This is a genomic window from Robertmurraya mangrovi, from assembly GCF_034427655.1.
Classification (GTDB): domain Bacteria; phylum Bacillota; class Bacilli; order Bacillales; family Cytobacillaceae; genus Robertmurraya_A; species Robertmurraya_A mangrovi.
In genome coordinates this window covers 115,866-131,466 of record NZ_JAXOFX010000001.1, presented here as the reverse complement: position 1 = coordinate 131,466, position 15,601 = coordinate 115,866, and the positions used below count along the sequence as shown (strand labels likewise).

The following is a 15,601-nucleotide window of genomic DNA, read 5'->3' as shown; positions in this document are numbered from 1 at the left end:
GACAAAAAGTACCGGCAAAGATCCCTTTGCCGGTACACATATTATTCCTTATCTAGTTTTATTGTATGTCCACCATCAAAGAAAAATAAGTATCTTTCATTTATTTGTATCTTTAAAATTTCTTCTAGTGCTCTCGTATATAATTCCATTTGAACTTTGTAACGAGTCTCTAAAATAGGTTTAGCTTCTTCAAACCCACCTTTATAACGGTCATGAATTCCATCTGTTTTAAAATCAAGAAGAACGGTTCCCTCTTCATCTTCAAATATACAGTCAATAATTCCTTGCACTAAAATAGGTTCATTATCCCCTTTCCAATCGGGGTAAACCTCTTTAGCTGGAAAAGCTAAACTGAAAGGTACTTCTTTTTTTATAGATGATGCTGCTCTTATCATTCTTGCTCCAAGCTCGCTCTCAAAAAATTGAACAACTTGATTAATATCAATGGCAGCTTGCTGTTCCGTTGTTAACAATTCTCTAGTAACCATATCCTCTAGCTGAGATTGGATAACTTCTGTTGTAACAGGCTTTGTAAAATCTACATGTTGCATCACCATATGCATAGCGGTACCTCTCTCTGCAGGAGTAAGTGCTTTTTCCTGCATAAACCTTGGACGGTTGAGAAGTGGTTTTTTAAATTTCTTTTTTAATTCACTACCACTATCTTCATCTGATATTTCTCTCTGACGTTTTATTTCAGATACAGATTGTTTGGATAAATGGTATGCAGCACCTTTATACTCGTAATTCCAATTTAAACGCTGCTCTACCACTTCTTTCCAATTTGATTCAAGGGGTATTTGTTCACCTGAATAAACCTTTTCCATCCATTCATCTTGTGTATCTAATTCTTCTTCAACTACATTTACAGCCTCATTTGCCTTCACAATATGGACCTTCCAACAAGAAGGATGACTGGCAATTTCAGCTGGGATTAGCGGTACCATTCCATTCACTTGGAGAGCATGACAATCATTATGTCTAACTAAAGATGGCCCAATCCAATCTAAATAACTTTTAGCGGATGCTCGGTCATATTCTTTCAACAACCAATCTGTGTTTGTGGAATGTTGTGACCACTCTTCCAACTTCCTATTTGCTTCTTTTAATGTAGCTAATAGATAGATATTTTCTTTTGCTCGAGTAAGCGCTACGTATAAAACACGCATTTCCTCCGCTAACATTTCAAGTTTCTTTTTACGCTTAAAGGCAAGCTGTGGAAGGGAAGGATAAGAAATTCGCTTTTCCGAGTTTGTATATTTGGAAGCAAACCCAAATTCTTTATCAAGCATATAGGCCTTTTTCAAGTCCATTGTATTAAATTGGCGAGCTAACCCCGCGACAAACACAACCGGAAACTCCAATCCTTTACTACTGTGGATAGTCATAATCCGAACGACATCTTCTTGTTCACCAAGTGCTCTTGCTGCCCCTAAATCATCTCCTCTTTCTCTCATTCTTTCAACAAAACGAAGAAATCGGAATAATCCTCTAAATGATGTTTCTTCATATTGACGAGCACGGTCGTATAGGGCTCTTAAGTTTGCTTGTCTCTGCTTACCACCAGGCATTCCACCAACAAAGTCGTAAAACCTTGTATCTCTGAAAAGCTCCCAAATTAATTCAGACAACGAACCTTGCCTAGCTCTAGTTCGCCAATGAATAAGTTGTTCATGGAACTTTCGAACTTTCTCGTGCAATTCTTCTGTTTGTTCAGATGATTTAACGTCACAAAACATTTTTAATGCATCATAAAAAGTTCCCCTTCTATTTTGAATCCTAATCATTGCTAACTCTTCTTCATCTAGCCCTACGATTGGAGACCTAAGCACCGAAGCTAAAGGAATGTCCTGATACGGATTGTCAATAACTTTTAATAAGGACATCATGATTGCTACTTCAGTTGCTTCAAAATAACCTGAAGAAAGGTTAGCGTAAATTGGAATTCCTTGCTCCTTAAACTCCTCCATGATCTGAGGAGCCCATGTCATGGAACGAAGGAGAATAACAATGTCTCTATACATAACAGGACGATTGGATTTCGTTTTAGGATTATAAACTTCTTTACGGTTAGAAATCAGCTCTTTAATCTTTGATGCCATGACCTTTGCTTCTAGTTGAGATTGTTTAATCTCTTCTACATCAAACTGGGCTGCTTCTACTTCCTCATGATCTTCAGATGAGTCCGATTCCTCTTCTTCCTGATCAATTAATAATAGTTCAACTGGATAAGCCTCCTCCTCTGGATAAGGGGCTCCTTTTACGAGTTCTGCTCTATCGTCATACTCAATTTCTCCAACTTTAACACCCATAAGCTGCTTAAAAATATAATTGGTTCCGTCTAGTACTTCCTTTCGACTACGGAAGTTTCGAGCTAAATCAATTCTTAAACCAGATACATCTCCGTCAATGGAAAAACGATTGTATTTTCCTAAGAAAAGGTTCGGTTCCGCTAATCTAAAACGGTAGATGGATTGCTTTACGTCACCAACCATAAATAGATTACCCGTTTCCTCTCCTTCCTTTGTGACAAGTTGAAGAATGGATTCTTGTACCATATTCGTATCCTGGTATTCATCCACTAACACTTCATTGAATTGTTTTCGATAGGATAAAGCTGCATCGGTCGGCACAAGCTTTCCGTCTATACTTTCTCCTAAGATTTGCAAGCAAAAGTGCTCTAAATCGGCAAAATCAACAAGGCCCTTTTCTCTTTTCATTTGTTCAAATCGAATGGAGAACTTTTTAACCAACTCCACTAATGTAAAAATATGCTTGTGCATATCCTTCATATCCCGAATAAAGCTTTCTGGTTTACGTGAGAATAGCTCGCCTTGAATCGTTTGTAAAATTTTCTTTGCTTTCTCGCGGTATTTTTGAGCTTGTTCAATTAAATTTTTATCGTATTCGTCTCCACGGCATGTTTTCGCTCTAGAAAATGACCATGATTGCATAGCAAAATATAACTTCTCCCATGAATCATTTTTGGCTGTGATCATTCCATCAACTAGATTTAAATCATCAAGAAAGTTATCCGCACGGGGTGCAGGACCACCAGGTTGCTTTGTCAATTCAAGCCCTCGATGTAAAAGTTGTTTTGCTCCTTCTAGTTGAAGCTCAATATCAAATAACAGCGAATCGATAAAAGGTAATTCTTCAATCGATTGATCATCCTTAACGTCATACATCTGGACAATCGAATCTAAATAATCATTAGGAGAGGCATTGGATTTTGCAAAGTCATATAATTCCCTAACTATATCTTGAAGAGCTAAGTCACTTCGGTCATTTGTAAAGGTATCAACTAAGGAATAAAACGCCTCATTGCCTTCCGTTCCGTATTCTAACTCAAATAATTCTTCCATCGCTTCATCTCTTAAAAGCTGTGCTTCTGTCTCATCAGCGATTCGAAACCCTGGGTCACAATCAATTCTGTAATAATACTTTCTAATCACTTCTAAGCAAAAAGAGTGTAGCGTAGAAATGGAAGCACGGTTCAATAGACTTAGTTGTTTCCTAAGATGTTTTGAAGTTGGGTTCTCATTTATGGCTTTTTCGAGCGCTTCCCCGATACGATGTCTCATTTCGGCTGCTGACGCATTTGTAAAAGTTACAACTAGTAGCTCATCAACATTAATGGGATCATCTAAAGATAGAATTTTACTAATCATTCTTTCTACTAAAACAGCCGTTTTACCGGAACCTGCTGCGGCAGCAACTAGAATGTCCTGTCCTTTTGCCATAATTGCCTTCCATTGATCATCTGTCCATGTGGCGTTCTCAGGCTTTGGCGGTATCACTAATTTCCCCATGACCATCCATCTCCTTTCTCATTTGCTCCATAACATCTTCCTTAGACTGTGTTTGCAAAACTCGGTACTGGTTATTATCTAGTGATTCATCAAATTGACAGACAGGCTTGAAGGAACAGAATGTACATGGCGTTCGGTCCTTCATTTTATATGGTGAAATGTTTACTGCTCCATCAACAATACGGTTACCCGTTTTCACATACATATTTCGGACATATGACCTAAGCTGGTTGAACTCATCTTTACTAGCCACTTTTGAGCGTTTAGACAAAGTTCCGTCTTTTTTAATTCCTGCAGAAATAATTTGTGAGTCACCTGACTCGAGGGTCTTGTCCATTAAACGAATAACTTGTTCATCTCCTAGTAACAACCCTTGCATTTTAAACTTTTTAAAAATTTCTTCTTCAATTTCATCTAATGTAAGCATTTTTGAAGCATTGATCATTGGATTATGAACATGGAAATACAGAACTCCCGCGGGGTCTGCCTCTTTCCCAATTAGGGCACTAGAGTGGGTAATAATAATATCTAAATACGTTAACATTTGAAGAGCAAGCCCGTGATAAACCTCGTTCATATTTAAGTCTTTTGAGCTTGACTTGTAATCAATAACTCTTAAGAAAACTCCACTCGTATCCTCTGCTTTATCAACGCGGTCAATTCGACCAACTAGCTGCATCTTTGTTCCATTTTTTAACGAAAACGCCAGAGGTGGTATATTCTCTTTCGGACCGAACCCTAACTCTAAGCCAACTGGAGCAAACCCACTAGCCTTTGCATGCTCACTTAATACAAGGGAAGCCCTACTAATAATCTGTTCGAGCTTTCTCTTAATATAATGATGACGGTTTGAGCTTAAGAGAATTTCATTTTGAAGTTTAGGTGCTAATGTGGCAACTGCTTCTTTTGCTAAGTTTTCAATTTCGAGCCTTGTCATTTCATTCCAAGATAATTGTTTATTTGTAATCGTTTCGGCAATATATTTTAGGGCAGCGTGGAAGAGTTCCCCAATATCAGGAGCTTCTAATCTAAAAACTTGTCTATCTCTAAGTTTTAAACCATGCTGAGCAAAATGAGAGAACGGACACCCGTGGAATAGCTCCATTCTAGAGACACTCGTTTGAATTTCCTCTCCATACAGTTCCTTACTAACATTTTCTGAAAGATTCTTTGAGAGATTAACATAAGATAAACTAGTAAGTACTCTTCTCGCCTTTTCTTTCCACTTCATGCTATTTGTATAGTGGTTATATACATCCCACCAAAAATCATAGATGGGATAATTTCGTTTTTTCAGTTGCAGCTGTGCCGTTAAATAAGGTAACGCTGTATTTTCGGTAGCAACATATTGAAGCTGATCTTCTTCTTGTAATTCAGAAGGCTCAGACATATAAAAATGCTCTCTTGCATTTGGAAATAAATCTGTCATTCTTTTAATATAGGAAGATGGCATGAGAGCCTTTCCTTCACTATTTGCCATTGGATAGCTGATAAATAGCTGCTCTGAAGGTGTCGTAAAAGCCTTATACGCTAAAAACTCTTCATCCAACAATCTAGTTTTACTACTAGCAGCTATCTTCAGCCCGCTAGTTAGTAAGTTTTCACGGTCTTCATCTGCAAGCAAGCCACCCTCAGAGAATTTAGCAGGTAATACGCCTTCATTTAAGCCGATAACAAAGGCAGCTTTTACATCTGATAAACGTGATTTTTCTAGGTCAGCTGCCAAAACTTGATCTAATGCTGGTGGAACTAGGGAGAACTTAAGAGACTCCATCCCTGCATCTAATATAGAAGCAAATTGCTTGAGTGAAACCTGTTCTTCTCCCAACATCTCAACGAACTGATCTAATAATTCCATAATGGCATTCCACGCTTGATCATGTTCTCTCGCTTGGACAAGATTTCCTTGTTCTTCAGCCTCGAGTTTCCATTTTTCAAGCTTAACAGGAATGTCTAATTCCTCGATAAACAAGAAAACAGCTTCACATAGGTGTCTTCCATTCTCCGCTTTCTTTAATCTTCTTGATAAACGTAAAATAGGAGCCGTAATCATTAACCTTAATTCATTCAGCTCTTGTTCAACTTGCTTTTCAGAGTCTGTTTGTACAACATTTTCTAGCTCTAACCCTCTAAACCTTCGATATATCCAGCGATCCTTTTTCGTCCACTTGTTTCCTTGAACACCATATGCTAAAACAAAATTTTCTAAACGATCCATTTTTTCTCGTATTCGTAAAGGGTTCATCTTGAGCGGGTAGAGCAGTTCTGTTTTCACCGCACGAAAGACAGGCTCATATCTCCAGTTGCCATTAATAATCTCTAGACTTGAGCGAATTAGCTCCACTAAGGGGTGATTTAACATCGTTCGTTTCTGGTCAATAAAGAATGGAATATCGTAATCATGAAAAACGGTTTCAATAATATCTCGATATTCATTTCCATTTCTCATGAGCAAGGCAATATCGCGAAAACGATAATTTTGTTCTCGTACTAGTTGAAGGATCTCTCTGGCGATTCCTTCAATCTCTGCTCTACGATTCACTGCTTGTGCAATAGTAACTACGGCCCCATCTTCGTATGGAAATGCAGGTCTGCTATCGAAGTAACTCTCTAAATGTGTTAAAGAGTGATGTGTATACCGCAATTGGTCCTTTAAAAGTACCTCTTCTACTTGCTTGCCAGCCAACTTAGCAATTTCGTAAATGGTTTGGTAATTTTCCCCTGACATACGGAAGAGATGAAGTTCATCAGGTGATTCATGTTTAAACGGGGTATCTAACGTAAAAGTAATGGTTACCTTTTTACAGACTTTCATCAATTGTTCAACAATCATATATTCTTGAGGTGTAAAACTATAAAAACCGTCTATATAAACTTCTGCATTTTTTAAATACTCTGAGAGTGCTGCCTTTTCGGTTAATAGACGGAAGTAATCCTCTGAGTCAATGTATTTACCAAATAGGGCATCTTCAAAATTTTTATAAATTAATTCAAGGTCATGAAGCTTGTCATGCAAAACCTTGTCGTTTCCTTCACTTCCAAAAAAACCTTCTCGTTTTTCCATTAATTCTTCTGGTTTTACACAGTAACGTTTAAATTCCGTTAGCATTTGTTCCATCTGCTGGATAAAACCGTTTTTATCTGCGGCACGTTGAAAAAGCCTTAATTCATCCTTTTTATCTTCAACAATTTTTCTAATCAACATGCTTATTCCAACACTATTTAAATGATAACGACTCATCCCACCCGTTTCTTGCAGAATTCTCCAAGCGAGTCGGGTAAAACTGTATACTTGAGTACGTATCATCCCACTTAGTCCGGGGCTTGTAATTAATTTATATTCTGATAAAAATGTCATTTGGTCTGGAACTAAATAGATGATGGGATCCCTAACAGGGGCTTGTAACATTTTTTCCTGCATCTCGTTCACACAAAAGGACGTCTTTCCTGATCCAGAACGTCCTACAATCAATCGAACAGACATTTTTATACCTCCTCCAATCGAACTTCCTTTTAAACATATTAACACATCAGGGAGCAAAATTATTCAATCAGGCTTTGTTACATTCTGGGGGGCTTTAGTTGAATAAAGAGGGACTGTCCCCCTTTACTATGCTATAATGGGATAATCTGTACATATAAAGATAAACTAGAAATTAGAATTACTTATTTTTTGGAGGCCATATGTTAACTTTTGAACAAAAATTAGCGATTATTGAATCTTTTCCACAGCTTCAAAGGAAAGACGTTTCATTAGGTAGAATCAACTTTCATTATGAAGAAAGTGTCACGGAAAAGAAAAATGTAGTCTATCATCTTCATCCAAATGGAAACGGATTTGTATACGCTGAATATTTAGAAGAATATGAACCAGATGCAAAAGGGTTTGTTAATATTAGAGATTTCTCCGAGAAGGAATTACGTTCTATCATCGAAAAATCAATTGAATCTCTTTCCCCTCGTCCAGCAGCGGAAGAAGCAATCATTGGAGATGCAGATGAAGAACGATGGGTAAACGAAGAAAACCAAACCCTGATCCTAATTAGTGAAGAAGATACATGGAATATTTATTCTGGACTAAATTTAGAGAATGTCTTTTCTTCATACATGGAGGCTTTACAGTATTTAGAAGAAGAAGGTTTTACAAGAAAATAAGTGTAAATGTAAAAAGACTGGTTTCCCAATTTAAGAGAAATCAGTCTTCTTTTATAATAAAAAGAATTGTAACGCCTTATCGCTAATGGAAAAGTTACGCCAATCTATTATTAGTTATTTTAGATGGTTTTTACCCTCGTAGTTACGCTATTTATAAAATGCGCTACCCCATTTTCATCATTAGTTAATGTGATTTCTTTACAAATCTCTTTCACTTCTTTTCGAGCATTCCCCATTGCTACACTTCTTCCTACCACTTTCAACATGGACATGTCATTCATACTATCACCAATAGCGGCTACTTCTGAAAGATCTATGTTCCACTGTTTAGCTAATTTCTGAATGGCATTTCCTTTAGAGGCATCATGATGTTCAAGCTCAAAGTTGTGATTGGCTGAAGTAACAATCGTCAACCCTTCAGAACCTTTAAACATCCCCCAACCTTTTTCAAGTTTTTCTTCATGGAAAGAGAAAGCCAAAATATTATAGATATCCCATTTACTTTCTTCAATAACTTGATAAGATTCAATAAAACGAAATCCTGTTTGACTGAATTGTTTCTTTGCAGCCATTCGTAATTTATCAATATCTGCATGCGGATTCGCACTTTTTATCCGATCCATCTCTATTGCTAAAAGTTCCCTGCCATTTTGAGGTGTTAGGATGGCCTCATTACTAAAAACCTCATAATAAAACTCTTCTTCTTCCAGCCATTTTAAAATCGGAATAGCAAGATTCTTTTCAATTGGAACAGCGTGTACAAGCTCGCCCTCTGGATTATGAATAGTCGCTCCATTCGCAGCAATAATCCAAGTACTAATCCCCGTATCTTTAAAAATCGTTTGAACATCAAAATGCGCTCTCCCGGTCGCAATTACAACCTTTATTCCGTTGGTTATAGCATGCTTTATGGCATCTAAATTGTCTGTACTAATTTTATTTTCATTATTTAATAAAGTTCCATCAAGATCTATGGCAATTAATTTTACCAATTTACTTCACTCCCTTATCGGTTACTAACAGTTCTACATGATGTTCATGGAGTAGTTTCACAAATGCAGAATCGGGTGTTTGATCGGTGATAAGTAAATCAATATCTTTTAGTTCGGCAAAACGATAGAATCCAGTCACTCCTATTTTTGTATGATCTGCCAGTACAATGACCTGTTTTGCTTGACTAATCATCTTCCTCTTTACTTGCCCATCTTCCTCATGTGCAATCGTTAGACCACTTTCGGAAATTCCAACCACGCCAATAAAAGCCGTGTCAACGTAGAAGTGGGAAAGTTTTTCTACAACAGAGGTACCGTATAAAAAACGGTGCTCTTTGTGCAGTTCTCCTCCCAAAAGATGAATATTAACTTTTGAATTGACCGATAAAATATCTGCTTGATTAATCGAGTTGGTAATGACTGTACAAGGGACATTTCCTAACTGCTCTGCACAAGCTTGAACGGTGGTAGAGGCATCTAGAATGATTGAATCTGTGTGATTAACTAATGTAGAAGCCATTTTGCCGATTAACTTCTTTTCATTAGAAACGGTTTGTAAACGATTAGAGTAATCCTTTATTTCTAGATGTGCAGTGGGAAGAATAGCTCCCCCTCTCGTTCGAATGACTGATTGCTCTTCTTCTAGCCTTACTAAATCTCTTCTTGCTGTATCCCTTGATACGTCCAAGAGGGAGCAAATTTGTTCAATTGAAATGCGTTTATGTTCTTTTAAATAATCTAAAATCGCGATTAGTCTTTCTTCTTGGTACATTTTTCAACCTACTCTTAGTAAGACTTTTTCCTATAAGTAATTATAAGTTTTTTACTTAAGTAAAATCAAGTGTTTTTAATTAGTTTTAAGACAATGTAATAAGATGGATACAACCTACCTTAAGAAAAACGGATGCATACTGTATAGGAGGAAGGTGATGAAATGATATCTAAATGGGTTCTTACACTAACTTCCGTTATTTTAACGATCACTGGTATCTTTGTAGCCAGTAACATCTATACATTAATTCCCATATACGAAGTGGTAGCAACTGACTTTCAAATGAAGGATAGCCAAATTGTTATTGCTAGTACATTATTCAGTTTTTTCTATGCAAGCGGACTTTTATTTTTCGGGCCAGCTTCTGACCGTTTTGGTCGTAAAAGAACGATTGTATTTGGTCTCTTAGCATCCTCCATTTCTACGTTAGCAGTTGGTTTATCCAACGAGTTAATTAGTCTATTTATTTCTCGTTCCATTCAAGGCTTCACTCTTGGAAGCTTTGCACCAGTTGCTTTTGCTTATTCCTTCGACCTATTTTCACCCAAAAAAAGAACACTCCTATTAGTGTTCATTAATACTGGCTTTTTAGTTGCAGGAATTTTAGGACAGTTAATAAGCTCTACTTTCACTATGTTTATCTCATGGAACTTTGTCTATTATTTCTTTGCTTTTATTTACTTTATTCTTTTTGTCCTTTCTATGTTTTTTTTGCCAATAACGAAGCCACCCGAAGTTCAAAACCAACGAATCTTCAACATTTTTAGGCGGTTATTAAAAAATAAGAACCTTATCAAATGCTATGGAATTACTTTTACTTTACTCTTTTCTTTCGTAGCACTCTATGATTCTATTGGGCGGTTTTATAATGGGACTGTTGAAGAAATCTTTACGTTAAGAGCAGTTGGCCTTATTGGCGCTATTTTATCCTTATTCACAGGCAGACTTATTGACCGTTATGGAATTGGAAAGACCATGTTCACAGGTTTTACCCTCTCAGCAAGTAGTTTACTTGGAATGTATTTGTTTAATAATCTCATTGGATTAATAATTTTTTCAGTATTCTTTGTCGCCTCCATTTCCTTACTACTTCCAACCGTTATTACACTAGTTGGAACATTAGGTGGGCAGCATCGGGCAAAAGCCCTTTCGCTTTATTCATTTATTTTGCTGACAGGTGCAAGTATAGCTCCTCTAGTCGTTGTCTTTTTGGGCTTTCACCAAGTCATGCTTCTACTTCTTGCAATGTTCTTATTCAATCTAATTTCAGGATATACACTTTTAGGTAGTATACGAAATTCTCAATAAAAAAATAATAGCGCGGATGACCCGCGCTTCATTAAATTCATTTATTTAGCTTCCACACTCTGCTTAAGCTGATTTTTATCAATCTTACCGACATGTGTTTTAGGAAGTTCCTTTATAAAAATTATTTTTTTAGGGATTTTATAGTTACCAAGTTTATAGGAGCAATAATTTTTAATTTCCTCTACCGATAAAGACGCATTGTTTTTTAACACAATAAAGGCTGTTACGATTTCACCCCATTTAGAATCTGGTAAACCTACAACAGCGACCTCAGATACCTCGGGATGTGCGGCAATCCAATGTTCAACTTCTAGTGGATAGACGTTTTCTCCACCCGTAATAATCATGTCTTTTTTCCTACCTACTATATAAAAATAGCCATCGTTATCCCTTTTCGCTAAATCTCCTGTATGAAGCCAACCTTGTTTTAACGTTTCTTTTGTAGCATCCTCATTTTTCCAATAAAACTCAAATGAATGTTTCCCCTTTATTAGAACTTCCCCAACTTCCTCATTTTCTGCAACCGTTCCGTCTTCTTTTAAAAGTTGGATTTGATTGAACATCATCGGCTTCCCAACAGATCCCCGTTTTTCATTTGCCATCCAGGTTTCAATAAAAAAGTTGTTTGGACCAGCTTCTGTTAGACCGTACCCTTCCTTAAACTGTAGCCCCTTTTGATTAAAAGCTTCATATATTTCTAGTGGACAAGGGGCTCCACCAGATAAAAAGGCTTTTATGGTAGGGAATTCTGTCCCCTTAAACTCATCTGTCTCCACCAACATATGGTACATCGTAGGAACAAATAAAACGATGGTACATTGATATTTGTTTAAATAGCAAATGGCTGAATGAGGGTCAAATTCCTTAGCAATAACCACTTTTCCACCAATCATTAAAAGCGGTATGGATAAGGCATTTAACCCCCCTGTATGAAACATGGGCATATAAGTTAAAGTTGTATCTTCACTAGTTAGGTTCCAGCTCAGAATGGTATTTAGCCCGTTCCATAGGATAGAACGATGACTCAACACCACTCCTTTCGGCTTCCCAGTTGTCCCTCCTGTATAAATGATAGCTAAGGGATCCTCTTCTGATATAGGAATATCCCTAGTAAACCCTGAATCTTTAAAGTAACTCTCTTTTTCTACTTTAAAAAGTTCCATATTCATTTCATTTAAATCCGCCACTGTTTTTGTAAAACTAGAATGATAACCTAACAGTTTAGGAGTACTATCTTCTAAGATATATCTAATTTCGCTTGTAGATAAACGCCAATTCAACGGAACGAATATGGCTCCTATTTTTCCACAAGCAAATAATAAGTCAAGGTAACATATATCATTTGGAGATAGAAGAGCAACCCGATCTCCTTTTCTAATTCCCTTTTCAACTAACCAGTTCGCCACCCTGTTACAGCGGTTATTTAGTTCACTATATGTCCAAGTCATGCTAATATCCGCATCAATAACGGCTTCTGAATCTGGTGCTAATCGCGCCCTATTTTCAAGCCAATCGAGTTCCCACCTCACCATAATCTCTCCCTTAATTATAATGAGATTATCTTAATTGGTGAGAGTTACAAGTTAGTTACAGGTCGTTTGGTGCATTATGTAGACAACCACAGAACAAAAGCGCTGGAGCTGGACGGGGACACTCAATGTTAAAAAGTTATCCACAATGCGAAGTATTTTATAATTTCCTAAACGATGAAAAAGGTGGTCCCTTTTCAACTCGGGACCACCTCACCTAAAATTTAGCTTGCTGCCTTTTCTCCTTCCTCCGATTTAGAAACGATGACAGCACAAGCCGCATCTCCCGTAATATTCACCGCTGTTCGGCACATATCTAGTAATCGATCGACTCCTAATACAAGGGCAATTGCTTCAACAGGTAGACCTACGGATGTTAATACCATAGATAACATAATTAGTCCAACGCCCGGAACTCCAGCTGTACCAATACTCGCAAGTGTAGCTGTTAAAATAACGGTTAGCATCTGAGTTAAACTTAGGTCAATACCGTATACTTGAGCAATAAATATGGTTGCTACCCCTTGCATGATTGCTGTTCCATCCATATTAATCGTTGCACCTAACGGTTGAACAAAACCGCTCACGCTTTTCGAAACTCCTAATTTTTTCTGGGCAGCATCCATTGATACAGGAAGGGTTGCAGAACTACTAGAAGTACTAAAAGCTACTACCATCGCAGGTGAGAATCCTTTTATAAAACTAACTGGATTCATCTTTCCAAGAAGTTTTACAGATGCTCCATATGTGACAATTAAATGTAATAATAAAACAAAAAGTACAACAAACATATATTTACCCATGGCAAGGATAGCTTCCATTCCTTGACCACCTATTGCTGTTGCAATCAAGGCAAAAGCACCATATGGAGCGACCTTCATAACTGCCTGAACTAAATACATTAGAACCTCATTTGCCTGCTCTACTAATTTCATGATTCCCTGAACCTTCTCACCAAGTCGAGCTAGCCCAAATCCAACGATAATGGCAAAGGCAATAACTTGAAGCATTTCCCCTTGGACCATCGCCCCGAATGGGTTCGTTGGAATAATATTTAATAGTGTATCAACGACTGGTGGTGCATCTGCCGCCTCAAAGGTAGCCCCATCTAATTGGAAGCTTCCAGTCCCCGGCTTAATTAACAGCGCCATCCCAATTGCTAAAACAAGAGCAATTGCAGTTGTAGCTAAGAAAAAAGTAATGGTCTTAAAACCAATTCTCCCAAGCTTCTTCGGATCACTTATTCCAGCTGTTCCTAATATTAAAGAAACAATGACAATGGGTACAACAAGCATTTTAATAAGATTGATAAATAATTTCCCTAATGGATATAAAAAGTAAGAATTTACTGCCTCAAAAGCCGATGGTACAGCCAGATTTAAAATAAGTCCGACAATAATCCCAAGAACCATACCTAACAGAATCTTTTTAGTTAATGACATAATGACCTCCTTTTTTAAATAAAATTGTTAGCGCTTACATTAAATAAATATATTGACTATTCAGATAATATATTCGAGGAAAATATGCCTCTTTTTTATCTGGATCCTGTATGGATTTAGTTTCGCAAAAAAAAATGGGATTTTCGCAAAATTATCTTGATTTTCGCAAAATAAATTTGGTTTTCGCAAAAATAATCACTTTTTCGCAAAATAAATCAGATTTCCGCAAAAATCCCTTCACAAACACAACTCAACAATAAAATAAGGACCTTGCATAAACAAAAAAAAGAGCTCCTCCACCACAAAGAGTGAAAGAACCCTCACACATTAACAAGTTTCTAAAAATACAGTAGCACCCATGCCCCCGCCAACGCATAATGAGGCAATTCCCTTACTTAAACCTCTACGATTGAGTTCATGTACTAAGCTTACAACGATTCTTGCTCCGGTACAGCCAATAGGATGACCAAGACTAATTCCGCTTCCGTTTACATTTACTTTTTCACGGTTTAAACCAAGCTCTTTTTCGACAGCCAGGTATTGAGCTGCAAAAGCTTCGTTAACTTCAATTAAATCTGCTTCTTCAAGAGTCCAATTTACATTTTGCAACCCTTTTTTAACCGCTGGAACAGGCCCTCTCCCCATTACTTTCGGATCTACTCCAGCAACGGAATAACCAACGATTTTAGCTAAAGGAGTAAGTCCCTTCTCCATCGCTAACTCTTCAGACATTAAAACAAGAGCGGCTCCACCGTCATTTAAGCTGGATGAATTTCCTGCTGTAACCGTCCCATCCTTACGAAATACAGGTTTTAAACTAGCTAACTTTTCTGAAGTAATATCAGGTCTTGGGTTTTCATCTCTTTCAATGACCGTTTCACCTTTGCGTGTTTTTATCGTTATAGGAACCAGTTGTGAATCAAAGTGTCCATTTTCAATCGCATAGGCTGCTCTTTGATGACTTAATAATGCAATTTCATCCTGTTCGGCGCGACTAATTTCATGTAAATCAGCTAAATTTTCTGCCGTTTCTCCCATCATGATGTTATGGATAGGATCCTCAAGAATTTCCCAAACGGTATCGGTAATTTGACCATGCTGCATCCTAGCTCCCCAGCGATGTTGCTTTAATACATAAGGACTGGAGCTCATTGCCTCCACTCCGCCTGCAACAACGATATCAGACATTCCAGACTGAATTTGCAGTGCAGCAGAAATGATCGCTTGCATTCCAGAAGCACATTGTCTTTGTACTGTAAATCCAGTCGTCGTATCAGCTAATCCAGCTAAAAGTGCAGCTGTGCGTGCTGTATTTGGCTGGTCTGTTCTCTGGATGCAATGTCCTAAAATCACTTCATCTACTTCATCATTTTGCAGATTACTACGTTTCACAACTTCTTGGATAACAGGTACGATTAAATCGGTTGGTAGTAGGTCTTTATAAACACCACCAAATGTTCCAATTGGGGTACGTACAGCTGAAGTTATTACTACATTTCTCATGGAGGATTCCTCACTTTCAATTATTTGTAAATGCCAAAAAAGCGCTAATGTCAGCGCTTTTTTTTGCTTTTTTCATTGGAAAAACTTT

9 protein-coding genes are annotated in these 15,601 nt (G+C 37.4%); 2 read left to right on the top strand and 7 right to left on the bottom strand.

Features of this window, described 5'->3' with window-relative positions; translation table 11 throughout:
- Positions 1-41: 41 nt before the first annotated feature.
- Positions 42-3,812, bottom strand: a complete 3,771-nt coding sequence (gene addA / locus SM124_RS00745) for a helicase-exonuclease AddAB subunit AddA (protein ID WP_322444571.1) — start codon at positions 3,810-3,812, stop codon at positions 42-44.
- On the bottom strand, positions 3,781-7,296 hold the full coding sequence (gene addB / locus SM124_RS00740) for a helicase-exonuclease AddAB subunit AddB (RefSeq protein WP_322444570.1): 3,516 nt from the start codon (positions 7,294-7,296) through the stop codon (positions 3,781-3,783). Before addB ends, addA begins: the two co-directional genes overlap by 32 nt.
- Before the next feature lie 200 nt (positions 7,297-7,496).
- On the opposite strand from addB, the gene SM124_RS00735 reads away from it, so the two are divergent.
- Positions 7,497-7,967 carry a hypothetical protein gene (locus tag SM124_RS00735; RefSeq protein WP_322444569.1) on the top strand — a complete coding sequence of 157 codons (471 nt, stop codon included), beginning with the start codon at positions 7,497-7,499 and terminating at the stop codon, positions 7,965-7,967.
- 119 nt (positions 7,968-8,086) lie between these two features.
- On the opposite strand, the gene SM124_RS00730 is transcribed toward SM124_RS00735, so the two are convergent.
- On the bottom strand, positions 8,087-8,959 hold the full coding sequence (locus SM124_RS00730; protein WP_322444568.1) for a Cof-type HAD-IIB family hydrolase: 873 nt from the start codon (positions 8,957-8,959) through the stop codon (positions 8,087-8,089).
- A 1-nt stretch (position 8,960) separates the two neighbouring features.
- A complete protein-coding gene (locus SM124_RS00725) occupies positions 8,961-9,731 on the bottom strand; it encodes a DeoR/GlpR family DNA-binding transcription regulator (RefSeq protein WP_322444567.1) in 771 nt (256 codons plus the stop codon).
- Between the two features lie 162 nt (positions 9,732-9,893).
- On the opposite strand from SM124_RS00725, the gene SM124_RS00720 reads away from it, so the two are divergent.
- Positions 9,894-11,039, top strand: coding sequence for an MFS transporter (locus SM124_RS00720; RefSeq protein WP_322444566.1), 1,146 nt, complete (start codon positions 9,894-9,896; stop codon positions 11,037-11,039).
- A gap of 41 nt (positions 11,040-11,080) precedes the next feature.
- Here SM124_RS00720 and SM124_RS00715 read toward each other — a convergent pair whose 3' ends face one another.
- The 3 genes from SM124_RS00715 to SM124_RS00705 form a co-directional block, all read right to left on the bottom strand.
- On the bottom strand, positions 11,081-12,571 hold the full coding sequence (locus tag SM124_RS00715; protein ID WP_322444565.1) for an acyl-CoA synthetase: 1,491 nt from the start codon (positions 12,569-12,571) through the stop codon (positions 11,081-11,083).
- A gap of 221 nt (positions 12,572-12,792) precedes the next feature.
- The gene (locus SM124_RS00710) at positions 12,793-14,010 is read right to left on the bottom strand and encodes a dicarboxylate/amino acid:cation symporter (protein ID WP_322444564.1); all 1,218 of its coding nucleotides are present in this window, start codon (positions 14,008-14,010) and stop codon (positions 12,793-12,795) included.
- A gap of 327 nt (positions 14,011-14,337) precedes the next feature.
- Positions 14,338-15,513, bottom strand: a complete 1,176-nt coding sequence (locus SM124_RS00705) for a thiolase family protein (protein WP_322444563.1) — start codon at positions 15,511-15,513, stop codon at positions 14,338-14,340.
- Between the last annotated feature and the right edge of the window lie 88 nt (positions 15,514-15,601).